This window comes from Micromonospora sp. NPDC049900 (genome assembly GCF_044461025.1).
Taxonomy (GTDB): domain Bacteria; phylum Actinomycetota; class Actinomycetes; order Mycobacteriales; family Micromonosporaceae; genus Micromonospora.
Map to the genome: position 1 here is coordinate 647,960 of NZ_JBITKM010000003.1, position 25,902 is coordinate 673,861.

A 25,902-nucleotide genomic window follows, 5' to 3' on the forward strand; every position below is an offset into this window, starting at 1 on the left:
ACGGCGGCACCCGGGCATGGGCGAGATGGCGCGGGTGTCTGAGCAGGATGCCGCGCCAGTGCTGCAAGAGTCAAGCATTTCTTGCGCAAGGGAAGTGCCGGATGTGCGCCGCCGACGGAGGTGGCCGGGCCGGAGTCGGCCCGGCCTCACGGATGGAAGGGGGTGTCAGGTGTCCGGCGTCACGCCGGGACCGACAGCGCCGGTGACGCTGGCCGCCGACCGGGGCCGTGCTGCGGGTCGCCGTCGCCCCGGCGGGCCACCGCGGTCGAGCCACGGACCACCAACTCGGGACGGAACAGGTACTCCGAGTGTGGGGCGGCGTGGCCGTTGATCTCGTCGACCAGGGCCCGGACCGCGGCGACCGCCATCGCGGCCACCGGCTGGCGCATCGTGGTCAGTGGCGGGTCGGTGAAGGCCATCAGCGGCGAGTCGTCGTAGCCGACCACGGACAGGTCCTCCGGCACGGACAGGCCGCGTTGCCGGGCGGCCCGGATCGCACCGAGTGCCATCAGGTCCGAGCCGCAGACGATCCCGGTGGCGCCGCGCTCGATCAGGCGGCCGGCGGCGACCTCGCCGCCCTCCACGCCGAACAGGGAGAGTTCGGTCAGCTCGCTCAGCTCGTCGTCGTCGAGTTGCACGAGCCGGCTCATCGCGGTCTTGTACCCGCTGACCTTGCGCTGCACCGGCACGAACCGGTCCGGCCCGGTGATCAGGCCGATCCGCCGGTGGCCGAGGGCGCCCAGGTGCGACACGGCCAACTCCGCGGCCTCGCGGTCGTCGCAGGAGACGAAGGGCGCCGGGATGCCGGGGGCGTACCCGTTGATCATGACGATCGGCAGTGGCCGGGCGATCAGGGTGCGGTACCGGTCGTGGTCGGCGGCGGTGTCGGCGTGCAGCCCCGAGACGAAGACGATCCCGGAGACCTGCCGGTCGAGCAGCATCTCCACGTACTCGTCCTCGCGGACGCCACCGGGGGTCTGGGTGCAGAGCACCGGGGTGAACCCGGTCGGGGCCAGCGCCGACTCGATGATCTGGGCGAAGGCCGGGAAGATCGGGTTGTCCAACTCCGGCACCACCAGGCCGACCAGGCCGGCGCTGCGCTTGCGGAGCCGGGCGGGGCGCTCGTAGCCGAGCACGTCGAGGGCGGTCAGGACGGCCTGCCGGGTCTCGGGTGCCACGCCGGGTCGGTCGTTGAGCACCCGCGACACCGTGGCCTCGCTGACGTCGGCCTGCTGGGCTATGTCGGACAGGCGAGCGCGCATGGGCGCACTGTAGCTCACCCTCAACTTCTTGCGCAGTGCTCGGCAAGAACTTGCAGAACCGGGCAGCGGACGGCGGTTGGCCCCGCAATCGCGCTCACGCACTGGCTGCCGCCGGGACCGTGGGTGCATTTGCGGTGTGCAGAGCGTGATCCGTGCGCCGTTCGGCATGGATCGGGCCGTTGCGAAATGCCAGTAAAGCCGCAGTTGTGGAGTGGTCGGGTTGCGGATCAGGCTTGGTTGTTGCGGTGATGTTCGCAAGGGGTTTCGAGTTACGAAAGTTCTTGCTAATGTCCCGCCGACACCCGGCAGGAATCTAGGAGCGAACATGCGTCGCACAGCCAGGGGGATCGCCGTACTCGCCTCCGCCACCCTCGCCCTCTCCGTCGCCGCCTGCGGCGGCGAGGACGACGCGGCTGATGGACAGTCCACCGTCGACCCCGCTTCCCTCACCGCCGAGCTGACCTGGTGGGACACCTCGGACCCGCAGAACGAGGGCCCCGCGTTCCAGGAACTGATCGCCAAGTTCAACCAGACGCACCCGAACGTCAAGATCAACTACCAGTCGGTCCCGTTCGGTGAGGCGCAGAACAAGTTCAAGACCGCCGCGCAGGCCAAGAGCGGCGCCCCGGACATCCTCCGCGCCGAGGTGGCCTGGGTGCCGGAGTTCGCCTCGCTGGGCTACCTCTATGCGCTGGACGGCTCCGAGCTGCTCGCCGACGAGTCCGACTTCCTGGAGACGCCGCTGGCCTCCAACAGGTTCGACGGCAAGACGTACGGCGTCCCGCAGGTCACCGACAGCCTGGCGCTGATGTACAACAAGGAACTGTTCAGCCAGGCGGGCGTCGCCGCGCCGCCGAAGACCTGGGCGGAGCTGAAGACCGCCGCGCAGGCGGTCAAGGAGAAGACCGACGCCGAGGGCGTGTACGTCAACCCGGCCGGCTACTTCATGCTGCCCTTCATGTACGGCGAGGGTGGCGACCTGGTCGACCCCGCGAGCCAGAAGATCGTCATCAACTCGGAGCAGAACGCGGCCGGGCTGACGATCGCCAAGGACCTGATCACCAGCGGTGCGGCTGCCAAGCCGTCCGCCAACGACGCCTACGGCACCATGATGACCCTCTTCAAGGAGAAGAAGGTCGCCATGATCATCAACGGCCCGTGGGAGGTCAACAACGTCACGTCGGCCCCCGGCTTCGGCGGCCTGGAGAACCTCGGCATCGCCCCGGTGCCCGGCGGTTCGGCGCGGGCCGGTGGCCCGGTCGGCGGCCACAACTACGTGATCTGGTCCGGCATGCCGCAGGAGAAGGTGGACGCCGCCGTCGCGTTCGTGAAGTTCATGAGCTCCGCCGAGTCTCAGGCGTTCCTGTCGGAGAAGCTCGGTCTGCTGCCGACCCGCACCTCCGCGTACGCCCTCGACGCGGTGAAGAACAACCCGGTCGTCGCCGCGTTCCAGCCGGTCGTGGAGGCCGGTGTGGGCCGCCCGTGGATCCCCGAGGCCGGTCAGTTCTTCGGCCCGCTCGACCAGATGGCCACCGAGGTCCTGATCCAGAACAAGGACCCGAAGGCCGCGCTGGACACCGTGGCCCGGAAGTACAAGGCCGAGGTCGTGCCCGGCTACGGGCTCTGACCATCCGCGCCGGCTCCGGCCGGTGACCTTTCGGCACCCGGCAGGGTCGCGTGGCCGTCGCGGTCGCGCGCCCTGCCGGACTTCTCCTCGGGAGCGCTGATGACCACCGTGACAGCCGACCCGGCGCCGTCGTCCACGACGCCGCCCGGCCGGTCCGCTCGAACGTCCCGGCTGCGCCGCAGTTGGGACAAGCACTGGTACGCCTGGGCGATGGTGCTGCCCGTCGTGATCGTCCTGGCGGTGCTGATCTTCTACCCGCTGTTCCGCGGGATCTGGCTGTCCTTCACCGATCTCACCGAGGCCAACCAGGTCGCCGAGATCTGCACCAAGTCGATCACCGGCAGCGAGGTCTGCCGGGACAACCCCAACAAGTGGGAGTTCGTCGGCCTCGACAACTACGTCCGCGTCCTCACCGGCCAGGTCGGCGACTTCTGGCAGTGGACCGGCACCACGCTGATCTGGACGTTCGTCTGCGTGGCCTGCCACTTCGGCCTCGGTCTCGGCCTGGCCACCATGCTCAACCGGCCGATGTGGGGCCGCAGCATGTACCGGGTGCTGCTGGTGCTGCCCTGGGCGGTGCCCGCCTTCGTCAGCGCCTTCGCCTGGAAGTTCATCTTCAACGAACGCTTCGGCCTGGCCAACGCCCTGCTCTCGGCGGTCGGGATCGACCCGGTCTCCTGGTTCGCCGACCGGTGGACGGCGCTGCTGACCGCCATCGTCACCAACATCTGGCTCGGCGTGCCGTTCATGATGGTGGCGTTGCTCGGCGGGATGCAGACCATCCCGTCCGAGCTGTACGAGGCGGCCGAGATCGACGGCGCCACGCCGTGGCAGCGGTTCGTCAACATCACCCTGCCCGGCCTGCGTCCGGTCAGCATGACCGTGGTGCTGCTCGGCACCATCTGGACGTTCAACATGTTCCCGATCATCTTCCTGGTGACCGAGGGGCAGCCGGCGGGACAGAGCGAGATCCTGGTGACCGGTGCCTACCGGGCGGCGTTCGAGGGCATCCGCAACTACTCGCTCGCCTCCACGTACGGCGTACTGATCCTGTCGATCCTGCTGGTGTTCTCGGTGTTCTACCGGCGGGCCCTGCGCAAGCAAGGCGAGGTGTGGTGATGGCGCAGGCACGCAGACCCGCGCAGGCGCGCAGCCGCCGTTCTCCGGCGAGGTCGGTCCTGCTGCACGGCACGTTGATCCTGGCCTCGCTGATCGCGGTCGGCCCGATCGCCTGGGTGCTGCTGTCGTCGCTCAAGCCCGGGTACGCCATCCAGAGCAGCGAACTGACGCTGTTCCGGGACACCACGCTGGCCAACTACAGCTACGTGCTGACCAGCACCAACTTCCCCCGGTGGTTCCTCAACTCGGTGATCGTCGCGGCGTTCACCATGGGGATCGGCATCTTCCTGTCGGCCACCACCGGCTACGCGGTGTCCCGGTTCAACTTCCCGGGTCGCCGGCCGCTGATGATGGTCTTCCTGGTCACCCAGATGTTCCCGGTGGCGATCCTGATCGTGCCGATCTACACGATCATGGCGCGACTCGGGCTGATCAACACGATGCCCGCGTTGATCGTCGCGTACCTGACCATCGCGGTGCCGTTCTGCGCCTGGATGTTGAAGGGCTACTTCGACTCCATCCCGACCTCGCTGGACGAGGCGGCGGCGCTGGACGGGTGCGGGCCGTTCGCCACCTTCTGGCGGGTGGTGCTGCCGTTGGCCCGCCCGGCGGTGGCGGTCACCGCGTTCTACACCTTCCTCACCGCGTGGGGCGAGGTGGCGTACGCGTCGGCGTTCATCCAGACCGACAACAAGTTCACCCTGGCGTACGGCCTCCAGCAGTTCGTGCCGCAGTTCAACCCGCAGTGGGAGTACCTGACGGCCGCCGCCGTCCTGGTCACCGTCCCGGCCGGGCTGGTCTTCTTCTTCGCCCAGAAGCACCTCGTGTCCGGCCTGACCGCAGGCGGCACGAAGGGTTGACCGGAAGGCCCTCTACTACGAACCGTCGTTGATAGGGCAGGATGGGTCGGGTGGAAGCACTTCGACTCATCCTCCTCTACGGCCACCTGATCGGCTTCGCGCTGCTGCTCGGCGGTGCGATCGCCCAATACCTGACCGGCAAGATCCGGATCAACGCCGCGATGCTCTGGGGTGCGGTGATCCAGCTCGCCACCGGCATCGGACTCTCCGCCCCGCTGCGCGACGGCGACGAGCCGGCACCGGCGAAGCTTGTGACGAAGCTGGTGTTCGCGCTGCTGATCTTCGTAATGGTCTTCTTCTCCCGTAAGCGGGACGAGGTCAACCGTGGGCACTTCCTCGCCATCGTGGGATTGACCCTGGCCAACGCCGCTGTCGCGGTCTTCTGGCGGTGAGCGGCGAGCCTGTCGCTCACCTCCTGAAAAGGACATAGCGGACGCACCTTCGCCCATCTGTCGCCACCCTGAGTGATCTGCCCCACCGGAGCATTACGTACGGGTAACAGGCCTCCAACAGTCCTGCACGATTGTCGTTCGGCAGGTGGGCGCGGGCGTACGCTCTGCGTCCGTAACGTGGGATGCCGGCGGCACAGCGCAAGCCGGTTCAAGGGCAGCCACCGCAACCACGCGGTGTGCAGTGGGAAGGAGACGTCTTGCGCTCGGTGCGTGGGATGCGGATCGCCTCGGTCATCGCGGCGGGTGGGCTCGTACTGAGCGCCGCCGCCTGTGGCGAGGCCCCGGATGAGGACAACAACGCCGGTTCGGGCGGCGAGAAGTACGTCGCCTGTATGGTCACCGACGTCGGCGGCATCGACGACAAGTCGTTCAACGCCTCGGCCTGGAAGGGGCTCGAAGAAGCCAAGGCCGAGAACAGCAACGTCGACATCAAGTACGTCGCGTCCAAGGCCGAGGCGGACTACGAGCCGAACCTCACCCAGTACGTGAACCAGGACTGCGACTTCATCCTGGCCGTCGGTGGCCTGATGGGCGACGCCACCAAGAAGATCGCCGAGGCGAACCCGGACCAGCAGTTCGCGATCGTCGACGCCAACCCCGGGGTGGGCAACGTCTACCCGATGGAGTTCGACACCGCGCAGGCCGGCTTCCTCGCCGGTTACGTCGCCGCCGGCATGAGCGAGAGCGGCAAGGTGGCCACCTACGGCGGCATGAAGATCCCGCCGGTGACCATCTTCATGGACGGCTTCGTCGACGGCGTCGCGCACTACAACCAGGCCAAGAGCGCCAACGTGCAGGCCCTGGGCTGGAACAAGGAGACCCAGAACGGGTCGTTCACCAACGACTTCATCAAGCAGGACGAGGGCAAGAAGGTCAGCGACGCGCTGGTCGCCCAGGGCGCGGACATCATCATGCCGGTCGCCGGCGGCGCCGGCCTCGGCACCACCGGTGCGGCCAAGGCCTCCGGCGGCAAGTACAACACCATCTGGGTGGACGTCGACGGCTGCGAGAGCACGCCGGACTGCTCGGCGATCATCACCACCGTGGTGAAGAACATCCCGGGTGCCGTCAAGGAGGCCGTGCTCAAGGCCGCCGGTGGCGAGAAGCTCAACGCCGAGGAGGGCTTCGTCGGCACGCTGGCCAACGACGGCGTCTCGATCGCTCCGTACCACGAGTTCGACAGCAAGGTCCCGGCCGAGCTCAAGGCCGAGGTCGACAAGCTGAAGGCGGACATCGCCGCCGGCACCGTCAAGGTCGAGTCGGCCGCCCAGCCGAAGTGACCCGGCACCGGTCGCCCCGGTGAGACGATCACCGGGGCGACCGGTACGCGGAGCCGAATCATGATCCGGCCGCTCCGGCGCGGGGAGACCCGTGCTCGGGGCGGCCGGTCCGTGCCCCCGGTCGGGTTCCGGCCGCACACCGTTCGCCAGCAGCTACGCTGCACCATCGCTTCGCACTCCAGGAGGTTGCGCTGAGACTCGAACTGCGCGGCATCACCAAGCGGTTCGGTGATCTGGTCGCCAACGACCACATCGACCTGACGGTGGAGCCTGGAGAGATCCACGCCCTGCTCGGCGAGAACGGCGCGGGCAAGTCGACCCTGATGAACGTCCTGTACGGGCTCTACCAGCCCGACGAGGGCGAGATCCTGGTCGACGGCACGCCGCTCAAGCTGCGCGGTCCCTCCGACGCGATCGCGGCCGGGATCGGCATGGTGCACCAGCACTTCATGCTCGTACCGGTCTTCACGGTCACCGAGAACATCATGCTCGGCGCGGAGCAGGTGCGCGGCGGCATCGCCGGATTCCTGGACCGGCGCCGGGCCCGCCGCGAGGTCGCCGAGGTTTCGGAGCGCTACAACCTGCGGGTCGACCCGGACGCGGTGATCGAGGACCTGCCGGTCGGCGTCCAGCAGCGGGTCGAGATCGTCAAGGCGCTGACCCGCGACGTCGACCTGCTCATCCTGGACGAGCCGACCGCGGTGCTCACCCCGCAGGAGACCGAGGAACTGCTCACCGTGATGCGGTCGCTCAAGGCCGCCGGCAAGTCCATCGTGTTCATCACCCACAAGCTCGGTGAGGTCAAGGCGATCGCCGACCGGATCACGGTGATCCGGCGCGGTAAGACGGTGGGCACCGCGTCGCCCGAGGCCAGCCGGGACGAGTTGGCCGCGCTGATGGTCGGTCGCAGCGTCCGGCTCACCGTGGAGAAGGCGCCGGCCACGCCGGGCGACCCGGTGCTGGAGATCTCCGGCCTGGTCGTCGACGACGACCGGCAGGTCCGCGCGGTGGACGGCGTCGACCTGACCGTACGCGCGGGCGAGGTGCTCGGCGTCGCGGGCGTGCAGGGCAACGGGCAGACCGAACTCATCGAGGCGGTCATGGGGTTGCGCACGGTGCTCGCCGGCACGATCAGCCTCGACGGCCAACGCGTCGACGGCTGGAGCACCAAGAAGGTGCTGCGCGCCGGGGTCGGCTACGTCCCCGAGGACCGCAGCGTCGACGGCCTGGTCAAGGAGTTCAGCGTCGCCGAGAACCTGGTGCTGGACATCTACGACCGGCCGCCGTTCGGCAGCGGACTGTCACTCAAGCCGGACGCGATCGCGAAGTCGGCACAGGAGCGGATCGACCAGTTCGACGTCCGGACCTCGTCGGCCCAGGCCCCGGTGGGTACGCTCTCCGGCGGCAACCAGCAGAAGGTGATCGTGGCGCGGGAGCTGTCCCGGCCGCTCAAACTCTTCATCGCCGCCCAGCCCACCCGGGGCGTGGACGTCGGCTCGATCGAGTTCATCCACAGCCAGGTCATCCGCGAGCGCGACGTGGGCACCGCCGTACTCGTGGTCTCCAGCGAACTCGACGAGGTGATCGGGCTGGCCGACCGGATCGCGGTGATGTACCGCGGCCGGATCATCGGCATCGTCGGCCCGGACACCCCGCGTGAGGAGATCGGTCTGCTGATGGCGGGCATCAGCCCCGACGCGACCGGCGGCTCCCCGGAGCGCACCGCAGCCGCCGACGGCACCGCCGTGGCGACCAGCGACCGGAACGAGGCGGCGGTGACCGACGCGGACTCGGCGACCGCCGACGGCACGACCGCGACCACCGACCGCGACGTCACGGCCACCACCGACGGCGTGGCCCCGGCCCCCGAGGGTCCCGGCAACGAGGACGAGAAGGCATGAGCGAGCCCAGCGAGCGAATCATCAGGCTCAGTGCGGTGGTGCCTCATGACGGTATGGAGCGAAGCGGAGTGCCGGCATGAGCGAGCCCAGCGAGCGAATCATCAGGCTCAGTGCGGTGGTGCCTCATGACGGTACGGAGCGAAGCGGAGTGCCGGCATGAGCGAGCCCAGCGAGCCAATCCCACAGCCTGGCTCGCCGGACAAGGAACCGGCGAGCGAGGAGCAGGCCAACCGGACCGCGATCGGCGACACCGAGCGCGCCGAGACGGCCACCACCGGGCAGTCCCCGCAGGAGCGCCCCACCCTGGGCCGGCTGTTCCTGGAGAACCTGTGGGCGGCCAACACGTTCACCGTGACCCTGCTGTCGCTGGTGCTGGCGATGCTGGTCGGCGCCATCCTCATGATCATTTCTGATCCGGACGTGTTGGCCACCTACGCCTACTTCACCGCCCGCCCCGCCGACGCGCTGAACGCGAGTTGGACGCTGGTCAGCGAGGCGTACGCGAACCTGTTCAAGGGCAGCGTCTTCGACCCGGCCGCCACCACCGTCAACGCGGCGCTGAGCCCCATCTCGGAGACGCTCACCTACACCGCGCCGCTGGTCTTCACCGGCCTGTCGGTGGCGCTGGCCTTCCGGGGCGGCCTGTTCAACATCGGCGCCCAGGGCCAGGCCACCATGGGCGTGATCCTGGCCGCGCTGGCCGGGTTCCTGCTGCCGCTGCCGCCCGGCCTGCACCTGCTGGTCGCCGTGCTGGCCGGTGCGGTCGGCGGCGCGATCTGGGGTTTCGTCCCCGGCATCCTCAAGGCGCGGACCGGCGCCCACGAGGTGATCAACACGATCATGCTCAACTACATCGCGGTCTACTTCCTGACCTGGCTGATCGTGCAGAACGGCGTGCAGGACCCGAACCGCACCGACGCGATCAGCCGGCCGGTGGACGCCTCCGCCCAACTGCCGCGCCTGTTCGGCGACGGGCTGCGGGCGCACGCCGGGATCATCCTCGCCGTGCTGGCCACCCTGGCGGTCGCCTGGCTGCTCAACCGTTCCACGCTCGGTTTCGAGCTGCGCGCGGTGGGTGCCAACCCGGACGCCGCCCGCACCGCCGGCATCAGCGTCACCCGGACGTACGTGCTGATCATGGTCTTCGCCGGGGCGCTGGCCGGGCTGGGCGGCTCGCAGATGGTGCTCGGCACCACCGCCGCCGCCCTGACCCCGCTGGTGGTCGCGCAGATCGGCTTCGACGGCATCCTGGTCGCCCTGCTCGGCCGGGTGAAACCGTGGGGGGTGGCGCTGGCCGCGCTGCTGTTCGGCGCGTTGCAGGCCGGCGGCAACCGGATGCAGTCGTACTCGGGGATCTCGCTGGAGTTGGTCACCGTGCTCCAGGCGCTGATCGTCATCTTCATCGCCGCGCCGGCCCTGGTGAAGGCGATCTTCCAGCTCCGGGCGGCCCGCGCCGCCCGGTTGCAGACGAGCCTCGCGAAGGGCTGGTGAGGCATGTCCACCACGGCCGTCCCCGACGTCGCGGTCGCGCAGGTCGACGAGGGCTTCTGGACCCGGACCCGCAAGGTGGGCCTGGTGCTGTCGGCCCTCGGCCTGCTGGCCACCGTGCTGTTCGGCGCGCTCGCCACCGGTGAGCAGGCCCGCTTCACGCTCAGCGAGGACTCCGCCGGGGCCGCGCTGGAGATCCACGGGACGGTCGGCGCGGTCCTCTTCGGACTGATCGCGCTGGCCACCGGGGCGGCGCTGCTGGTCGGCGTGCCGAAACGCTGGTTCGTCCCGCTGCTCGCCGTCGGTCTGGTCGCCTTCGTGCTCTCCTTCCTCTGCTGGCAGGTCTCCGCCGCACCGACCGGGCAGAACTTCATGCCGCTGGTCAACATCGTGCGCGGCACGTTCCTGCTCGCCCTGCCGCTGATCTTCGGTGCCCTGGCCGGTGTGCTCTGCGAGCGTTCCGGTGTGGTCAACGTGGCCATCGAGGGGCAGTTGCTGATGGGCGCGTTCAGCGGCGCGCTGTTCGGCAGCATCAGCGGCAGCGTCTGGGTGGGGCTGGTCGCCGCCGCGATCGGCGGCGCGTTCATCTCGCTGCTGCTCGCCGTCTTCTGCATCCGCTACCTGGTCGACCAGGTGGTCATGGGCATCGTGCTGAACCTGCTCGCGGTCGGCATCACCGGCTTCCTCTACGAGCGGTTGATGCAGACCGACGCGGCGCGCTACAACAGCGCACCCCGGTTCAGCAACTGGGAGATCCCGCTGCTGTCCGACATCCCGGTCCTCGGGCCGGCGCTGTTCCGGTCCAGCATCTTCCTCTACCTCGCCCTGCTGCTGGTGCTCGTGATCCACATCGCGCTGTTCCGGACCCGGTGGGGTCTGCGGACCCGGTCGGTCGGCGAGCACCCGACGGCGGCGGACACCCTGGGCGTGAAGGTGCTGCGGGTGCGTTACCGCAACGTGCTGCTGGCCGGTGTGGTGGCCGGCATCGGTGGCGCGTCGTACACGCTGGCGCTCTACTCGTTCACCAAGAACATGATCGGCGGTAAGGGCTTCATCGCCCTGGCCGCACTGATCTTCGGACGGTGGAGCCCGACGGGGGCGCTGCTCGCGGCGCTCTTCTTCGGCTTCGCCGACCAGTTGGCCACCTACCTGGGCGCGATCAACAGCATCATCCCCGGCCAGTTCCTGGCCATGCTGCCGTACCTGGCGACGATCCTGGCCGTGGCCGGGCTGGTCGGCCGGGTCCGGGCACCCGCCGCCGACGGCAAGCCGTACATCAAGGGCTGATCCAGGGGAGCGCAGCATGGAGATCGACTGGGCGCGGTTGCGCGCCGCCGCCACCGAGGTCATGCGGCACGCGTACGTGCCGTACTCGAAGTTCCCGGTGGGCGCGGCGGCACTCGTCGACGACGGCCGGGTCGTGGTCGGCTGCAACGTCGAGAACGCTGCGTACGGGGTGGTGCTCTGCGCCGAGTGCGGCGTGGTCTCCTCGCTGCACGCCACCGGTGGCGGCCGGATCGTCGCACTGTCCTGCGTCGACGCCACCGGTGAGCCGCTGATGCCGTGCGGGCGCTGCCGGCAACTGCTCTGGGAACAGGGCGGGCCGGAGTGCCTGATCGAGTCCAAGGACGGCCCGCTGCGGATGGCGGAACTGCTGCCGCACGCGTTCGACGTGGCCGACCTCGACGCGGTCACCCGGGAACGGCCGGTACCGGTGGTCCCCGACCGGCTGGCCGCCTGGCGGGGACGCGGCACCGTCTTCGTGCACCCCGACCTCTCCGCCGGCCAGCAGATCTGGACGGCCTACTGGGAACGGTCGGCCGGTGACGACGCGGGCGCCGAGACCGGGGTGCTGGAGGAGGCGCCGACCTGGGACGACCCGGCGGAGGCGATCACCTGGGGGTTGGCGCGTACGCCCCGGGTCGTGGTGGTGGACGCGTCGGGCACGATCTTTTGGGCCGGTGAGGGCGAGCCGCCGGTGGAGATTCCGGTGCGCTGGGGTGGTTGATGTTGGGGCCCCCGGCCCGACGTGCGTGCGGCTTGTGCGTCTGCTGCGGGATCGACCGGTGGGCGGGTGGTGACGTGTGGAGGGATGGGGTTCAGAGGTGAGTGTGTTCACTGCGGTTGACGTGATTCGGGCGAAGCGGGACGGGGGAGTGCTCTCCGACGCGCAGATCGACTGGGTGGTGGACGCGTACACCCGGGGGACGGTGGCCGACGAGCAGATGTCGGCGCTGGCCATGGCGATCCTGCTGAACGGGATGACCGGGCCGGAGATCGCCCGCTGGACGGCCGCGATGATCGCCAGCGGCGAGCGGCTGGACCTGTCGTCGGTGTCCCGGCCGACCGTGGACAAGCACTCGACCGGCGGCGTCGGAGACAAGATCACCCTCCCGCTCACTCCGCTGGTGGCCGCCTGCGGCGCGGCGGTGCCCCAGCTCTCCGGGCGCGGCCTCGGACACACCGGCGGCACGCTGGACAAACTGGAGTCGATCCCGGGCTGGCGGGCCGCGCTCAGCAACGAGGAGTTCACCGCCCAACTGCGCGATCTCGGGGCGGTGGTCTGCGCCGCCGGGTCGGGACTGGCCCCGGCCGACCGCAAGCTGTACGCGTTGCGCGACGTCACCGGCACGGTCGAGGCGATCCCGCTGATCGCCAGCTCGATCATGAGCAAGAAGATCGCCGAGGGCACCGGGGCGTTGGTGCTGGACGTGAAGGTCGGCTCCGGCGCGTTCATGAAGTCGGTCGACGACGCCCGTGAGCTGGCGCGGACCATGGTGGAGCTGGGCGGGGCGCACGGCGTCCGCACGGTCGCCCTGCTCACCGACATGTCGACGCCGCTCGGCCTGGCCATCGGCAACGGGATCGAGGTCACCGAGTCGGTCGACGTGCTGGCCGGCGGTGGCCCGGCCGACGTGGTGGAACTGACGCTGGCGCTGGCCCGGGAGATGCTCGACGCCGCCGGGCTGCCCGACGCCGATCCCGCCGCCGCGCTGCGCGACGGGCGGGCGATGGACGTGTGGCGGTCGATGATCCGGGCGCAGGGCGGAGACCCGGACGCGCCGATGCCCACCGCGCCCGAGGTCGAGGTGGTACGCGCCGAGACGGACGGCTACGTCGCGACCGTCGACGCGTACGCGATGGGGGTGGCCGCGTGGCGGCTCGGCGCCGGTCGGGCCCGCAAGGAGGACCCGGTCAGCGTGCCTGCCGGTGTGCTGCTGCACAAGCGGCCCGGCGACCCGGTCCGAGCCGGTGATCCCCTCTATGAGCTGCGGTCCGAGAGCCCGGAGAGGATTCCGGCGGCGTTGGCGGAGGCGGCTCGCGCGGTGACTCTCGCGGCCACCCCGCCGGCCGCGGTGCCGTTGGTGCTCGAACGGGTGGAGTGAGTCCACCCTGGTCGCGCCCCATGGTGCCGGGCCGGTCCGCCCGCTATCCTCGCAGGCCAGGGGGGACTACTCGGCGCCCGAGACATCACGACCAGACAGGGATGTTGCCGTGATCGTGCCTGCTCCCGACCCTCGCGAGGTGCGTGAAGCGAGCCTGGAGGAGCTGTCCCGGCTGCGGCTGCCACTGCCGCCGCCGCAGTTCCCGCTCGTGTGGGAACCCGGCGACGAGATCGAGTTGCGGCCCACCCCGGAGGTCGAGGCGCGGATCGCCGTCCTGCACCTGATCCAGGCACGGTGCTTCGGCATGCCCCCGCAGGCGGCGATGAGCTGGTTGCTGGCCTCGCACCTGCTGGAGATGGTCACTCCGCCGGAGTTCCAGTTCGTCTCCGGTGCCAAGGGCGACCACCGCTCGTTCGTGCTGCATCACGACGCGCTGTTCGCCCTGACCTGGGTACTCGGCCTGACCAAGCAGCTCGACCCCACGCTGCCGGTGGACGAGCGGCTGGTCGAGCGCCTGCCGAACATCGTCGAGGGGGAGACCTTCCGGCGCTGGCAGGCCCGCATCCTGACCGCGCCGCAGCATCCGGCCGACGCCGCCGCCCTGCTCGACCTGCACTACTGCCTGGACTGGGCGTACCTGGAGGTGAGCCGGGCCGGGCGGTTGTTGCCGGGGCTGGTCGACGCCAACGCCATCGGCCAGCGCCGCTGGGCGTTGGAGTGGGCGGTGATGCTGCGCGGGCCGTACCACGACGAGCCCCCCGGCTGGGAAGAGGTCGACCTCTCCACCTAGGACCCGAGGCGCGGGCGGTACACGCCGAGGCGGACCGCGACGGTCACCCGGACCGGCTCGCCGAGGGCGGCGATCCGGTCGGCCAGCCCGACCGGATCGGTGTGCCAGGCGCTCGGGCCCATCCCGACGAGCGTGGCGACCTCCGGACCGGTCAGGCTCAGCTCCTGCCGGTGCTCGGTCTGCGACACCTCGACGAAGTGCCCGCCGAGACCGGCGGCGACGCGGTCCGCCTTGGCCGGGTCGACCCGGAGCAGGTCGAGCGCGTCGACCAGCTCGGCGAGGTGGTCGACGACCGGCGTCACCACCAGCAGCCGCCCGGTCGGTGCGAGGACCCGGTGGAACTCCGCGCCGTTGCGGGGCGCGAAGACGTTCAGCAGCAGCGCGGTCGAGGCGTCCGCCAGCGGCAGGCGCTGCCAGGTGTCGGCGACCGCCGCGGTGATCCGGGGGTGCGCCCGGGCGGCCCGGCGCAGCGCGGGCTTGGCGACGTCCAGGGCGAGACCGACGGCCGCCGGCACCGCCGTCAGCACCGCGGCGAGGTGCCGACCGGTGCCCGCGCCCGCCTCCACCACCAGCGGGTACGCCCCGACGGCGTCGGTCGGGACACCCTGGTGCGGGCCATCCGGGCGAGAGCCGACGGTCTCGACGATCGTGGTGCCCGCGTCCGCCAGGGCGGCGGAGATCAGGTCGTAGTGGCCGGCGGCGAGGAAGTCCGCCCGTGCGGCGACCATCTCCGCGCTGTCCCCGCCGTGCGGGGCGCGACCGGCGAGCAGGTTGACGTACCCCTGTCGGGCGATGTCGAAGCTGTGCCGACGCGGACACGTCAGCGCGCGGGCGGCACCGGCGGACACCTCGGCCAGTGGCTCCGCGCAGACCGGGCAGCGCAGCCGCTCGACGACGCGAGTTTCCATCACCACAGCAGGTCGCAGGCCAGATCCACGCTCCCGAGCGTACCCAGCGGCCCGTTGCGCACTAGGGTCTGGTCATGGCCGCGAACATCGGGTATGAGGACATCGTCAAGGCACCGAAGGCGTTGCTGCACGACCACCTGGACGGCGGTCTGCGGCCCGCGACGATCGTCGAGCTGGCCGCCGAGGTCGGTCACGAGCTGCCCACCACCGATCCGGCGGCGCTGGGGGACTGGTTCGTGGCGGCGGCCGACTCGGGTTCGCTGGAGCGCTACCTGGAGACGTTCGCGCACACCGTGGCCGTGATGCAGACCGCTCCGGCCCTGCGGCGGGTGGCCCGGGAGTGCGCGCTGGACCTGGCCGCCGACGGGGTGGTCTACGCGGAGGTGCGCTTCGCCCCGGAGCAGCACCTGGAGCGCAACCTCAGCCTGGACGAGGTGGTCGAGGCGGTGCTGGCCGGGTTCGTCGAGGGCAGTGCGCTCGCCGCCGAGGTCGGTACGCCGATCCGGGTCGGCACGCTGCTCACCGCGATGCGGCACGCGGCGCGCTCGCAGGAGATCGCGGAGCTGGCGGTCCGGCACCGCGACCACGGGGTGGTGGGCTTCGACATCGCCGGTGCCGAGGCGGGTTTCCCGCCCACCCGGCACCTGGACGCCTTCGAGTACCTCCAGCGGGAGAACTTCCACTTCACGATCCACGCCGGCGAGGCGTTCGGGCTGCCGTCGATCTGGCAGGCGATCCAGTGGTGCGGGGCCGACCGGCTGGGCCACGGCGTACGCATCGTGGACGACATCACCGTCGGCGCGGAGCCGGTGCTCGGTCGACTGGCCGCGTACGTGCGGGACAAGCGCATCCCGTTGGAGCTCTGCCCGTCGTCCAACGTGCAGACCGGTGCTGCGGCGTCGATCGCCGAGCACCCCATCGGGCTGCTGCGTGACCTGCGGTTCCGGGTCACCGTGAACACCGACAACCGGCTGATGAGCGGCACTTCGGTGTCCCGGGAGATGGCGCTGCTCTGCGAGGCGTTCGGTTACGGCTGGCGCGAGGTGCAGTGGTTCACCATCAACGCGATGAAGAGTTCCTTCATCCCGTTCGACGAGCGGCTCCGGATCATCGACGAGGTCATCAAGCCCGCGTACGCCAAGCTGCTGGCCTGAGTCCGCGGCGTCGGTTCACCGGGCCGGTGGGTGACCGGGGCGGTGCAGACCGGCGACCTGACGCAGGATCTCCCGGGCGCGGGCGGCCTCCGCACCCAGCCCGGTCTGGCGGCGCAGCACCGCGGGCTCGGCCCGCAGGAGCGTCACGCCCCGGCGCAGCAGCACCCGGGGACCCTTGCGCTGTTCGGCGAGGTCGCGGGCCAGCCGCCGGAGGAAGGTCGCCCCGCGCGGTCGGCGCAGCGCGTACGCCCCGGCGAGCAGGCCCCGCGAGCGGCATTCCTCGACGATCTCCGCAGCGAAAATCCCTTCGGCCACGAAAAGTGGCGAACCGGCCAGCTCGAACGGCCGAGTGGCCACCCGCCGGTCCTCGTTGATGGCGTAGACGGGGACATCTGCCCGACCATGCCTCGCCAGTCGGGTTATCACCTCGACGGCCGTTTCGGCGTCCCAGGAAGCGGGCGACTCCCAGTCGATCTGGCCATCTCGGCGAGGTAACGATGGGTCATTGCCATTCTTGTAGAAATCGTCCAAACAGAGCACTGGCAGACCGGTTTGTCGTGCTACGTACGACTTTCCGGAGCCGGAGGGGCCGGCGAGGAGGACGACTCGGTGCGGGGGTTCCATTACCTTCAGTGACTCCGAACAGACGGACCGCGATCAAATTGCGTCAACATCTCATCACACCTTTGGCTGGGGCCAACCTGGGCTTTCTCTTTCCCGAGAGGCGTGATGGAATCTCGGATGGTCCGACCCGCCGGGTCGGCTGCTGGGCGTTGTCCGCAAGACAACGCGGACGCTGCAATCACGAGGGCGGTGACGTGAGCAAACGACCGAAGACGGCAGGCTCCTTCCTGTCGCGTATGGGCCGGCCGGTCGGTCGGCTCCGCGACATGCCGATCTGGTCCAAGCTCGGTCTCATCATGATCGTGCCGACCATCGCCACGGTCGTCGTGGGCACGAGTGGTCTGGTCGACCACCTGGACTCGCTCGGCGACGCCAACCGGGCTGGTGACCTCGCCGAGCTCATCGGGCACTCCGGTGCCCTGGTGGATGGTCTCCAGGACGAGCGGACGGCTGCCGTCCTGCTCCTCGGCGTGGCACCGCAGCCGGCCGGGCAGGGCGAGTCGGAGGCGAAGAAGAACGCCTCCGCGCGCTACAGCGACGTCGCCGGCGCCGTCGACCGGGCCACCGACCCCTACTCGTCGCAGCGCTCCGACCTCACCGACCTGCCGCCCAGCCTCCAGGACCTGTTGACGCAGATCGACGAGCGCCTCGGTGACCTGCCGGGCACCCGGAGCCAGGTGATCAACGGCAAGTTCAAGATCACCGACACGCTCCAGTCGTACGACGAGCTGATCAACCAGCTTCTCTCCGTGCGGGACTCGGCCAGCCAGCTCGCCGGTGACAACGACCTGAGCGACCGGATGCGAGCCTCCGCCGCCGTCGCGCGGGAGAAGGAGTGGCTCTCCGTCCGTCGGGTGGTCGTGCACCGCGCCATGATCCAGGGCGGCATGAGCTCGACCCTGCGCACCGACTACATCTCCAGCGAGACCGGCCAGCAGCAGGCGCAGCAGAGCTTCAACGCGGTCGCCACCGAGGCCGAGGCGGAGTTCCACGCCCAGACCATCGGCGGTGGTGACCGCCGGCAGGCGACGATCTACATCAGCCAGGTCAACGCCGACACCTCGGACACCCTCAGCGGCCTCGACTTCACGCCGGAGGAGTGGGACACGGCGATGGTCGCCAACGGCCGACTGATCCGGTCGGTGGAGTCCAAGTTCGACTCGGACGTCGCCGCCGAGGCCGCCAACCTCCGCTCCGACGTGCAGCGGCAGGTGTTCCTGGAGACCGGCCTGCTGCTGACCACGCTGCTGTTCGCCATCTTCCTGGCGTTCCTGGTGGCCCGCTCGATGGCCCGCTCGCTGCGCGACCTCCGACAGGGTGCGCTCTCCATCGCCCAGTACGGCCTCCCCCAGGCGGTGGCCCGGCTGCGCGACCCGCAGGTCACCGGCCAGCTCTCGCCGATGCAGCTCGCCAACCAGATCGCCGAGCCGCTCCCGGTCCGCAGCAAGGACGAGTTCGGGCAGGTGACCGAGGCGTTCAACGCCGTCCACCTGGAGGCGGTCCGGACCGCCGCCGAGCAGGCCGCCCTGCGGGCGTCCGTCGCGACCATGTTCGTCAACCTCGCCCGCCGTTCGCAGATCCTGGTCGACCGGCTGATCGGCCACCTCGACCGGCTGGAGCGCGGCGAGGAGGACCCGGACCGGCTGGCCGAGCTGTTCCAGCTCGACCACCTGGCCACCCGGATGCGCCGTAACGACGAGAACCTCCTGGTCCTCGCCGGTGCCGACTCGACCCGTGTGCAGCGGGAGCCGGCTGCGCTGATCGACGTGCTCCGGGCCGCCCAGTCCGAGGTCGAGCACTACACCCGGATCGAGTTCGGCGTCATCGACCGGGACATCGAGGTCGCCGCGCACGCCGTCAACGACCTGGTCCACCTGGTCGCCGAGCTGTTCGACAACGCGACCGCGTTCTCCCCGCCGGACTCCCAGGTGCTGGTGGAGGCCCGCCGGGTCGGTGACCGCGCCACGCTGTACGTCGAGGACCGGGGCATCGGCATCAGCGCGGAGCAGTTGACCGACCTCAACGAGCGTCTCGCCACGCCGCCGCAGGTGGACGTCGCGGTCTCCCGGATGATGGGCCTGGTCGTGGTCGCCCGGCTGGCGTCCCGCCACGGCGTGCGGGTGGAGCTGCGTCCCGGCAACGACCGGGGCACCGTCGCCGACGTCACGCTGCCGCCGACCGTGCTCGTGCCGCGTGCGCTGTCCGGCCGTGGGCAGCAGCTCCCGGCGCTCCCGCCGGTAGCTCCGCCCCCCGGTCCGGCCCCCGCGTTCGGCGGCATGCCGCCGAACGGCCACAACGGCCACGGTCCCGGTGCTCCGGCGGCTCCCGAGCCGCGTTCCGGTGGTTCCGGCAACCAGGTCACGCTGGGCGGTCGGCCCTTCGATCCGGCCAGCCGCAACGGTGCCGGTCGGCCGGGCTCCATGGCCGGTGCGGGCAACCTGCCCGCCTGGTCGGACCTGACCGGTGCCAGTGGCGTCCAGGGCGGGAACAACTTCCCCCCGCGGACGTCCAACGGGTCACCGCACGACCCGCTGCCGCAGCGTCGGCACACCGACGAGCCGACCGGCCCGACGCAGCAGCCGCACATCCCGCGCCAGCTTCCGAGCAGCCCGGAGGCGTCGCCCTACGCGCCGCCCGCGGTGTCCGCCCCGCCGATGCCGCCGGTCTCGGGAACGCCGTACTCCGCGCCGCCGGTCTCCGGCGCTCCGGTCTCCGGTCACCCGGTCTCGGGCTCCCCGGTCTCGGGTGCTCCCGGCGGGCTGCCGCAGCGGCCCGTCTCGCCGGGCACCGGATACCAGCAGCCCTCGGCTCCGCCGGCCTGGCCGCCGGTCGCCGGGGAACCCGCCGCCCCGGCGGTGCCGGAGCGGCTGGCCGCCGCCCTGGACATGACCACCGAGCTGCCCCGGGTGTCGCGTCCGGCACCGCAGCAGCAGGCGCCGTCCGCCTGGCCCGCCTCGGCCCCGCAGCCGCAGCCGACCACGCCGACTCCGCCACAGGCCCAGAATCGGCAGCGGTACGCGGATGAGACGATGGAGCTGCCGATCTTCCGGGAGCTTGAGTCCGCGTGGTTCCGCACCCGTCGTCCGGGACCGGAGGAGTCGGCCGGGGCCCGCCAGCCGGCGGCCAACGGTGCCACGACGACCCAGCAGATCACCGCGATCGACCCGGGTCGGCCGGCACCGCAGACCCCGACCGCGACGACAGGTAACGCACCGATGGCAGACAGTCCGGCGGCCGCCAGCGCGCCCGGCGGGAACGGCGCGAACGGTGGGTCCCGTCCGGGTGGCGAGAACAGGCCCTCGTACCGGCCCGCACCGCAGGATAGTGTGTGGCAGACCGCGGCCGACGACGGTTGGCGGGCCGCCAGCGCGGCCAGCCAGACGCCGGCCGCCGCCGCGACCACGCAGACCGGGCTGCCGAAGCGTACGCCGATGGCCCAGCTCGTGCCGGGTGCGGTGGAGAAGCCGGCGGCCACGGTGCAGAAACGCAACCCCGAGTCGGTGCGCGGTCTGCTCTCCGCCTACCACCGGGGTGTCCAGCGGGGACGTAACCACCCGTCGGACAGCAACCCGACCGGCCCGGAGGGAACTTCGGGCGGGCAGCAATCCTCGCAGTCTGGCTCAGGCCCGGTGGCCGGGAGCGGGCAGAAGGAGCAAGAAGGATGACTAGTACGCAGGATCTCGGTTGGCTGCTGGCCAACTTCGCCGATCGGGTACCCGGTGTCGCGCACGCGGTCGCCGTCTCGGCGGACGGCCTGCTCCTGGCGTCGTCACGAGACCTTCCGCGGGACCGGGCGGACCAGTTGGCGGCGATCGCCTCCGGCCTGGTCAGCCTGACCCAGGGTGCCGCCCGCTGTTTCGAGGGAGGGGCGGTGCTGCAGACCGTGGTCGAGATGGACAACGGCTTCCTGTTCCTGATGTCGATCTCCGACGGCTCGTCGTTCGCGGTCCTCGCCGCGCGGGCCAGTGACGTGGGACAGGTCGGGTACGAGATGGCCCTGCTCGTGGACCGGGTGGGCGATGCGCTGACCCCGGCCCCACGTACCGCTGTCGGGATGATGGGCTGATCGTCGCGCCAGCCGGTGGGGCGGGCGAGGCGCGAACACTACACACGAGGAGTAGCACCGGCGCGAGCCGGTGCCGGGGACGAAGGAGGTGAGCGGCGACATGGCCGATCGTGACGAGCCGACCGGCGCTTTGGTCCGTCCATACGCCGTTACCCGCGGTCGTACCCGTCCTCGCCTCGACATCGCCCTGGAGGCGCTGGTCGAGACCACGGTGCGCGGTCGTGCCGTTGCCACAGGCAACGGCGGGCAAGGCCGAGAGCACCAGTACATCGCCGCGCTGTGTGACGGACGTGTGCAGTCGCTCGCCGAGATCGCGGCGCGCATGCAACTTCCGCTCGGCGTGGCCCGGGTGCTCATCGCCGACATGGCGACGGACGGCCTGGTCGCGGTCCACGAGCCGACCATCCTGGACGACTCGGACGACGCGGTGGGCACTGAATTGCTGGAGAGGGTGCTGAGTGGACTTCGCAGGCTCTGACATGTCGCACCGTCCGCCGACCCCGAGCGGGCGCGTGACGTCGGCGAAGATCGTTATCGCCGGTGGATTCGGCGTCGGCAAGACGACGCTGGTCGGCTCGGTCTCGGAGATCACGCCGTTGACCACCGAGGCCATCATGACGTCCGCCGGTGTCGGCGTCGACGACACCCGGCAGGTGCCGGGCAAGACGACGACCACGGTGGCCATGGACTTCGGTCGGATCTCGATCGATCGTGACCTGATCCTGTACCTCTTCGGTACGCCGGGTCAGACCCGCTTCTGGTTCATGTGGGATGAACTGGTCCGGGGCGCGATCGGCGCGGTCGTGCTGGTGGACACCCGCCGCTTGGCGGACTGCTTCGCGGCGATCGACTTCTTCGAGCACCGGCGGCTGCCGTACCTGGTGGCCATCAACTGCTTCGACGGCATGCAGTACCACGATCCGCAGGACGTCCGGGAAGCGCTCGCTATCTCCAGCGACGTGCCCGTCGTGGCCTGTGACGCGCGGAACCGCGAGTCGACGAAGCACGTGCTGATCTCGCTGGTCGAGTACGTGCTCACGATGCGCCGCACCCGGGCCGTCGCTCCCGCCTGACGATCGGTCGACGCGCCCGGTGCCGCCCAGGACGGCACCGGGCGCGAAATGCTGTCCGCAGGCCCGGCCGGCGGCTCAGCTCAGGCGGGTCCAGGCAGCACCGTCGACGCGGTAGACGCCGAGCGAGTGACGCTCCATGCCGAAGGCCAGCGACACGAACGGCAGGCGCTGCTCCTGTGCCACCTCGATGACCGACATCGAGGTCTCCGCCAGCGTGCCCCCGCCAGGGCGTACACGTCCTCGCGGCCGGGTGACGGCGCTCTGCCGCTCCCGGCCCCGTCGACCCGACGTCGAATCATCCGGCTCTGGGTAGGAACACGCAGGTGAGCGGGGGCGCGGCGGGCGTCAGGACCGGTAGCCGGCGGAACGGTACTCGTACTCCCGGTCGTCGTCGCGCTCGCCGGTGTCCCGGGTGAAGTCCCAGCCACCGGCGGACTCCCGGCCCGGTCGGCCACCGACCGCGAAACCGCCGATCTCCTGTCCGCGACGCCAGCCGCGGAAGTAGCCGGTGGTGTTCTCGGCCAGGCTGGCCGCGTCCCGGACGATGCGCAGCGGACGCTCCTCGCGCAGCGGCGAGCCCGGCACGAGGTTGGCCTGCGGCACGCGCTTGGGCAGACCGGCACCGGTCTCGGCGCCGACCGCCGGACGGGCGGCCTGTTCGGCGGCCTCCCACCCGGTGTCGGCCAGGCTGGACCAGTCCAGGTCGGCGCTCTCGCCGTGGCCGACGAACCAGGCGGACCTGGCCTGGGCGAAGATCAGCAGGTCGCCGTCGCCCTCGTCGGGGACCGGCGGCGGCCGGTGCTCCACCGGCGGCTCCGCGTGGCGCGTCGGCGGGGTGAGGTCCAACCGCTCCACCGGGCGTCCGGCGCGTGCCGGGTCACTCCGGTCGACCAGCCGCAGCGGCGGGGTCTCCTGAGCCGACTCGGCGGCGTTGCGCAGTGCACGGTCGGCCAGCGGCGGCGGCTCGACCAGCCGCAGCACCGGCGGCTCCGGCGGCAGATCGTCGGCGAGCCACGGCGGGGTCACCCGACGCTCGACACCGAGATCGGCGGGCGGCTGTGGTGCCTCGTGCCGCTTCCGGTCGTCGTAGGCGGAGCTGACCACCGGGTTGAGCGGCGAGGTCACGGCCGCCGGGTTCTCCGGGTTGTTCACCAGCGGCCAGTTGGCCCGTGATCCCGGGGGCGCCGCCGGCTCCTGGTCGGGCCGGGGCGCCGGAACCGGAACGCTGAGGTCGGTGGCGCTGAACCCACCGGTCGGCGGTTCGCCGGTGGTCTTCGGGCGCGGCGGGATGATGGTGCGCTGACGCTCGGCCCGCGCGCTGTTGATCGCCGCGGTGGTGAGCGTCGGCCGGAACGGCTCGCCCGCCTCGGCCGGTGGCACCGTCCCGCGCTGGGTGGGCGCGATCGGCGTGATGCCGGGCGGCGGCGGGGGCGGCGTCGAGATCGGACGGTTCGTCGGGCCGTCGATCCGCGACGAGCCCGGCTCGGCGTGCGTCGGCGGCGCGGAGACCGGCGGACCGGCCATCGCGGCCGGGGTCAGCGGATTCGGCGCGACGGGCGGCGGCGCGACCGGTGCCGGGGCCACCGGCGGCGGGCCGAGCGGGCGCGGCGACGCGGGACCGGTGCCGGGCTGCGGCTCGGGCCGGCTGCGGCGGCCACCGCCGGCCGGCTCGGGGCCGGTGGGTCGGACCGGGCGTAGGCCGGGCGCGGGCGTCGGTGCCGGAGCGGCGGCGGAGGGCAACTCGCCCACCGGCTCGCCACGTCGGGCGGCGGCCCGGCGTCCGGCGGCCGGCGCGGGGGTCGCGGTGCGGGCGTGCAGGGCGCCGACCAGCGCCTCACAGCCGGCGTCGCAGGCCCGGACCGAGGCCACCGCCTGTCGGATCGTCTCGGCGGCGGCGGAGGTGAGGGCCCGGTTGACCGTGGACCGGCGCGGCGTCTCGGAGATCGCCACCCGCAGCGCGGTGACCGCCTCGTCGATCGCCTCCGCCTCGCCCGCGCCCTCCGCAGCCAGTTGGGCGGTGACGGCGTCGGCGGTGACCGCCGCGTCGCGACCCCGCCCTGCGGCGTCGGTGAGCATGCCCGGCTCGGGCAGCGCGTCCAGCACCGCCAGCGGGATCGACTCGGCCGGATCCGGGTAGGCGCGCAACGCGGCCGGGTAGAGCTCGCGCAGCACCTCGCGGAGCGCGACTGCGGCGGAGTGCCGACCGGTGGCCAGGGCGGCGTGCGCCGCGAGCACCTGCTTGTAGCCGGCGAGGTCCCGGGGGGCCGGCAGGGTCACCGCGGACAGGGCACCCGCCTGGAGGGCACGGGCCAACCCGACGGCCCGTCGGACGGCCGGTGGCGCCTGCATCTCCTCCAGCGAGTCGTCGTCGGCGAACCGCTCGGCGAAGTCGTCGACCGAGTCGTCGTCGGCGATCGCCAGCGGACGACCGGCGGCGCTGAGCAGCGAGGTGACGGTGTGGTCGTCGCTGTCGGCCGCTATCGCCGCACCGCTCGGCCCGCCTGAGCGCTCCACGAGCAGCGTGACCAACAGGGCGTAACCCGCCGGGTCGTCGCTCACCTCGCAGACATGCAGCAGACGGCCTGCGTCGTCGACCACAGCGGACGTCAGCGTCGAACCGGCCGAGACCGGTCGGCCGGCCGGATCCGCCGAGGCCAGACCGCAGTACACGCGCACGAGCGCCACGGCGTCGTCCTCCTCCCGGAACACACGGTTTTCTCTGCCAGGAACTGATGCTCCCTGGTGCGCGTCAGTCGCGCCAGTCCACGACCGCAGAGATCTTTCCGACAATGGTCCGCCAACCCAGACTTGCGGTCTGTGCCCCGATTTTCTTCAGCTTACGTCGGCCGAGGAATCCACCGATCCCACCCTTGACAGAGGCGCGCAAAGCCTCGTCCAGATCGTCGAGGCTGGAACCGCTGGACAGCATGTCGAGCACGGCGGGCAGGCGCAGCGCGTACGACAGGTCCCGAGCGACCTCGCCCGCCTCGATGAGCAGCGTCGGATCCCAGGTGTCGTGGCCGCCCCGGAGGTTCTCCACTACCAGATCGAGCTCGTAGACGTCCTCGTCGAGCGGGGCGATGTCCGCCGGTTCCACCCGTTCGGACAATTCATTCCAGCTGTCTAGCTGGGACAGATCGTTGGGCGCGCCGGAACGGACGAAGCTGACCAGGGATTCCGGAGTCTTGAACAGCAGCAGCCGTCCCTGGTGGCTCAGGAAGACCGGCACCTCCTCGTCGCCGGCGTCGTCCTCCGCCTTCTCCTCGGCGTCGGTGTCGTCGGTGTCGCCGTCCTTCTTCGAGGCGGTCTTGCCCGAGGCGGTCTTGCCCGAGTCCTCGTCGCTGTCCCGCTTCTCGTCCTCGTCGCTCTCGGCGAACTCGCGGGCGACGTCCTCGTCGAGGATGACCACGTCCTCGTCGTCCTCGTCGTCGGTCTCGACGACCTGGCGACGGGCCAGGAACGGGTCGTCGGCGTCGCGTTCCGCCACGTCGGTGGGGGTCAGGTCACGGGCCGGCCGATAGGCCCGCAGGGTGAAGCCGGTGCCGGCGGGCAGAGCGACCTCGATCGGGTCGATCCGCAGCTCGTCCCAGAGCGCGCGGGCCGCCTGGGCCGACGCGGTGTCCGACTCCTCGACGTCCGACGACTCGTCGTCGGCCTCCCGCTCGGCGGGGTCCGGCTCGGCGACGGCCTCCGGCTCGGTGGCGTCCGGCTTGGCGGGGCCGGTGGTGTCATCGAGCTCGGGCTCGTCGGCGTCCGGCCGTTGGGGCGACTGGCGGGCCACGGTGACCTCCGTGTGCGTCGGGCTGCCCACTCACCGACTCGATGTCGATGAGTGACTCTGGGCACATACCCTAGTGGGCTGCTCTGGGTAATCGGTGCCCGCACCCCGGTGGCGGCACCCACAGCCGGTGC

General features: G+C 71.1%; 21 protein-coding genes and 1 pseudogene. 16 read left to right on the forward strand and 6 right to left on the reverse strand.

The window, feature by feature from the left end; all coding sequences use genetic code 11:
* Positions 1 to 179: 179 nt before the first annotated feature.
* The gene (locus tag ACIBMZ_RS10970; RefSeq protein ID WP_396692459.1) at positions 180 to 1,262 is read right to left on the reverse strand and encodes a LacI family DNA-binding transcriptional regulator; all 1,083 of its coding nucleotides are present in this window, start codon (positions 1,260 to 1,262) and stop codon (positions 180 to 182) included.
* Positions 1,263 to 1,587: 325 nt separating this feature from the next.
* Between ACIBMZ_RS10970 and ACIBMZ_RS10975 the strand changes: the two genes are divergently transcribed.
* The 11 genes from ACIBMZ_RS10975 to ACIBMZ_RS11025 all read left to right on the forward strand — a co-directional run bounded on the left by ACIBMZ_RS10975 (position 1,588) and on the right by ACIBMZ_RS11025 (position 14,165).
* A complete protein-coding gene (locus ACIBMZ_RS10975; protein WP_396692461.1) occupies positions 1,588 to 2,889 on the forward strand; it encodes an extracellular solute-binding protein in 1,302 nt (433 codons plus the stop codon).
* A gap of 99 nt (positions 2,890 to 2,988) precedes the next feature.
* Positions 2,989 to 4,008 (forward strand): carbohydrate ABC transporter permease, encoded by a 1,020-nt coding sequence (locus tag ACIBMZ_RS10980; RefSeq protein ID WP_396692463.1) that lies wholly within the window; start codon positions 2,989 to 2,991, stop codon positions 4,006 to 4,008.
* Positions 4,008 to 4,868 (forward strand): sugar ABC transporter permease, encoded by an 861-nt coding sequence (locus ACIBMZ_RS10985; RefSeq protein ID WP_396692465.1) that lies wholly within the window; start codon positions 4,008 to 4,010, stop codon positions 4,866 to 4,868. The genes ACIBMZ_RS10980 and ACIBMZ_RS10985 overlap by 1 nt, the downstream gene beginning before the upstream one ends.
* A gap of 50 nt (positions 4,869 to 4,918) precedes the next feature.
* The gene (locus ACIBMZ_RS10990) at positions 4,919 to 5,260 is read left to right on the forward strand and encodes a hypothetical protein (RefSeq protein WP_396692466.1); all 342 of its coding nucleotides are present in this window, start codon (positions 4,919 to 4,921) and stop codon (positions 5,258 to 5,260) included.
* 275 nt (positions 5,261 to 5,535) lie between these two features.
* Positions 5,536 to 6,600 carry a BMP family protein gene (locus tag ACIBMZ_RS10995; RefSeq protein WP_396692741.1) on the forward strand — a complete coding sequence of 355 codons (1,065 nt, stop codon included), beginning with the start codon at positions 5,536 to 5,538 and terminating at the stop codon, positions 6,598 to 6,600.
* Between the two features lie 251 nt (positions 6,601 to 6,851).
* Positions 6,852 to 8,501 carry an ABC transporter ATP-binding protein gene (locus ACIBMZ_RS11000; RefSeq protein WP_396692743.1) on the forward strand — a complete coding sequence of 550 codons (1,650 nt, stop codon included), beginning with the start codon at positions 6,852 to 6,854 and terminating at the stop codon, positions 8,499 to 8,501.
* A 156-nt stretch (positions 8,502 to 8,657) separates the two neighbouring features.
* Positions 8,658 to 9,992, forward strand: a complete 1,335-nt coding sequence (locus ACIBMZ_RS11005) for an ABC transporter permease (protein ID WP_396692468.1) — start codon at positions 8,658 to 8,660, stop codon at positions 9,990 to 9,992.
* A gap of 3 nt (positions 9,993 to 9,995) precedes the next feature.
* Positions 9,996 to 11,276, forward strand: a complete 1,281-nt coding sequence (locus ACIBMZ_RS11010) for an ABC transporter permease (RefSeq protein ID WP_396692470.1) — start codon at positions 9,996 to 9,998, stop codon at positions 11,274 to 11,276.
* A 16-nt stretch (positions 11,277 to 11,292) separates the two neighbouring features.
* Complete coding sequence (locus ACIBMZ_RS11015; RefSeq protein ID WP_396692472.1) at positions 11,293 to 11,997, forward strand: cytidine deaminase; 705 nt, start codon at positions 11,293 to 11,295, stop codon at positions 11,995 to 11,997.
* A gap of 97 nt (positions 11,998 to 12,094) precedes the next feature.
* A complete protein-coding gene (locus tag ACIBMZ_RS11020; RefSeq protein WP_396692474.1) occupies positions 12,095 to 13,375 on the forward strand; it encodes a thymidine phosphorylase in 1,281 nt (426 codons plus the stop codon).
* Positions 13,376 to 13,484: 109 nt separating this feature from the next.
* Complete coding sequence (locus ACIBMZ_RS11025; RefSeq protein ID WP_396692475.1) at positions 13,485 to 14,165, forward strand: DUF4272 domain-containing protein; 681 nt, start codon at positions 13,485 to 13,487, stop codon at positions 14,163 to 14,165.
* On the opposite strand, the gene ACIBMZ_RS11030 is transcribed toward ACIBMZ_RS11025, so the two are convergent.
* Entirely contained in the window at positions 14,162 to 15,073 is a 912-nt protein-coding gene (locus ACIBMZ_RS11030; protein ID WP_396692477.1) for a putative RNA methyltransferase, read from the reverse strand. The genes ACIBMZ_RS11025 and ACIBMZ_RS11030 overlap by 4 nt on opposite strands.
* A 74-nt stretch (positions 15,074 to 15,147) precedes the next feature.
* Here ACIBMZ_RS11030 and ACIBMZ_RS11035 point away from each other — a divergent pair, with 74 nt between their 5' ends.
* Positions 15,148 to 16,227 carry an adenosine deaminase gene (locus ACIBMZ_RS11035; protein WP_396692479.1) on the forward strand — a complete coding sequence of 360 codons (1,080 nt, stop codon included), beginning with the start codon at positions 15,148 to 15,150 and terminating at the stop codon, positions 16,225 to 16,227.
* 15 nt (positions 16,228 to 16,242) lie between these two features.
* On the opposite strand, the gene ACIBMZ_RS11040 is transcribed toward ACIBMZ_RS11035, so the two are convergent.
* A complete protein-coding gene (locus tag ACIBMZ_RS11040) occupies positions 16,243 to 16,584 on the reverse strand; it encodes a hypothetical protein (RefSeq protein ID WP_396692481.1) in 342 nt (113 codons plus the stop codon).
* 461 nt (positions 16,585 to 17,045) lie between these two features.
* Here ACIBMZ_RS11040 and ACIBMZ_RS11045 point away from each other — a divergent pair, with 461 nt between their 5' ends.
* The 4 genes from ACIBMZ_RS11045 to ACIBMZ_RS11060 all read left to right on the forward strand — a co-directional run bounded on the left by ACIBMZ_RS11045 (position 17,046) and on the right by ACIBMZ_RS11060 (position 21,990).
* Positions 17,046 to 20,516, forward strand: coding sequence for a nitrate- and nitrite sensing domain-containing protein (locus tag ACIBMZ_RS11045; protein ID WP_396692483.1), 3,471 nt, complete (start codon positions 17,046 to 17,048; stop codon positions 20,514 to 20,516).
* On the forward strand, positions 20,513 to 20,917 hold the full coding sequence (locus tag ACIBMZ_RS11050; protein ID WP_131057168.1) for a roadblock/LC7 domain-containing protein: 405 nt from the start codon (positions 20,513 to 20,515) through the stop codon (positions 20,915 to 20,917). Before ACIBMZ_RS11045 ends, ACIBMZ_RS11050 begins: the two co-directional genes overlap by 4 nt.
* 100 nt (positions 20,918 to 21,017) lie before the next feature.
* A complete protein-coding gene (locus tag ACIBMZ_RS11055; RefSeq protein ID WP_091416218.1) occupies positions 21,018 to 21,395 on the forward strand; it encodes a DUF742 domain-containing protein in 378 nt (125 codons plus the stop codon).
* A 1-nt stretch (position 21,396) separates the two neighbouring features.
* Complete coding sequence (locus ACIBMZ_RS11060; RefSeq protein ID WP_117228677.1) at positions 21,397 to 21,990, forward strand: ATP/GTP-binding protein; 594 nt, start codon at positions 21,397 to 21,399, stop codon at positions 21,988 to 21,990.
* Positions 21,991 to 22,065: 75 nt separating this feature from the next.
* Here ACIBMZ_RS11060 and ACIBMZ_RS11065 read toward each other — a convergent pair whose 3' ends face one another.
* The 3 genes and pseudogenes from ACIBMZ_RS11065 to ACIBMZ_RS11075 all read right to left on the reverse strand — a co-directional run bounded on the left by ACIBMZ_RS11065 (position 22,066) and on the right by ACIBMZ_RS11075 (position 25,801).
* Complete coding sequence (locus tag ACIBMZ_RS11065) at positions 22,066 to 22,188, reverse strand: hypothetical protein (protein ID WP_396692485.1); 123 nt, start codon at positions 22,186 to 22,188, stop codon at positions 22,066 to 22,068.
* A gap of 147 nt (positions 22,189 to 22,335) precedes the next feature.
* Positions 22,336 to 23,664 (reverse strand): annotated as a pseudogene (locus ACIBMZ_RS11070) (transposase); the annotation flags it as partial.
* 1,075 nt (positions 23,665 to 24,739) lie between these two features.
* Positions 24,740 to 25,801: a DNA primase gene (locus tag ACIBMZ_RS11075; RefSeq protein ID WP_396692487.1), complete on the reverse strand. Its 1,062-nt coding sequence runs from the start codon at positions 25,799 to 25,801 to the stop codon at positions 24,740 to 24,742.
* Between the last annotated feature and the right edge of the window lie 101 nt (positions 25,802 to 25,902).

What these genes read in the sequence shown, in the direction of transcription:
- ACIBMZ_RS10970 (WP_396692459.1), bottom strand. Translation starts at nt 1,262, where the DNA reads ATGCGCGCTCGCCTGTCCGACATAGCCCAGCAGGCCGACGTCAGCGAG.
- ACIBMZ_RS10975 (WP_396692461.1), top strand. Translation starts at nt 1,588, where the DNA reads ATGCGTCGCACAGCCAGGGGGATCGCCGTACTCGCCTCCGCCACCCTC.
- ACIBMZ_RS10980 (WP_396692463.1), top strand. Translation starts at nt 2,989, where the DNA reads ATGACCACCGTGACAGCCGACCCGGCGCCGTCGTCCACGACGCCGCCC.
- ACIBMZ_RS10985 (WP_396692465.1), top strand. Translation starts at nt 4,008, where the DNA reads ATGGCGCAGGCACGCAGACCCGCGCAGGCGCGCAGCCGCCGTTCTCCG.
- ACIBMZ_RS10995 (WP_396692741.1), top strand. Translation starts at nt 5,536, where the DNA reads ATGCGGATCGCCTCGGTCATCGCGGCGGGTGGGCTCGTACTGAGCGCC.
- ACIBMZ_RS11005 (WP_396692468.1), top strand. Translation starts at nt 8,658, where the DNA reads ATGAGCGAGCCCAGCGAGCCAATCCCACAGCCTGGCTCGCCGGACAAG.
- ACIBMZ_RS11010 (WP_396692470.1), top strand. Translation starts at nt 9,996, where the DNA reads ATGTCCACCACGGCCGTCCCCGACGTCGCGGTCGCGCAGGTCGACGAG.
- ACIBMZ_RS11015 (WP_396692472.1), top strand. Translation starts at nt 11,293, where the DNA reads ATGGAGATCGACTGGGCGCGGTTGCGCGCCGCCGCCACCGAGGTCATG.
- ACIBMZ_RS11030 (WP_396692477.1), bottom strand. Translation starts at nt 15,073, where the DNA reads ATGGAAACTCGCGTCGTCGAGCGGCTGCGCTGCCCGGTCTGCGCGGAG.
- ACIBMZ_RS11035 (WP_396692479.1), top strand. Translation starts at nt 15,148, where the DNA reads ATGGCCGCGAACATCGGGTATGAGGACATCGTCAAGGCACCGAAGGCG.
- ACIBMZ_RS11050 (WP_131057168.1), top strand. Translation starts at nt 20,513, where the DNA reads ATGACTAGTACGCAGGATCTCGGTTGGCTGCTGGCCAACTTCGCCGAT.
- ACIBMZ_RS11055 (WP_091416218.1), top strand. Translation starts at nt 21,018, where the DNA reads ATGGCCGATCGTGACGAGCCGACCGGCGCTTTGGTCCGTCCATACGCC.
- ACIBMZ_RS11060 (WP_117228677.1), top strand. Translation starts at nt 21,397, where the DNA reads ATGTCGCACCGTCCGCCGACCCCGAGCGGGCGCGTGACGTCGGCGAAG.
- ACIBMZ_RS11065 (WP_396692485.1), bottom strand. Translation starts at nt 22,188, where the DNA reads ATGTCGGTCATCGAGGTGGCACAGGAGCAGCGCCTGCCGTTCGTGTCG.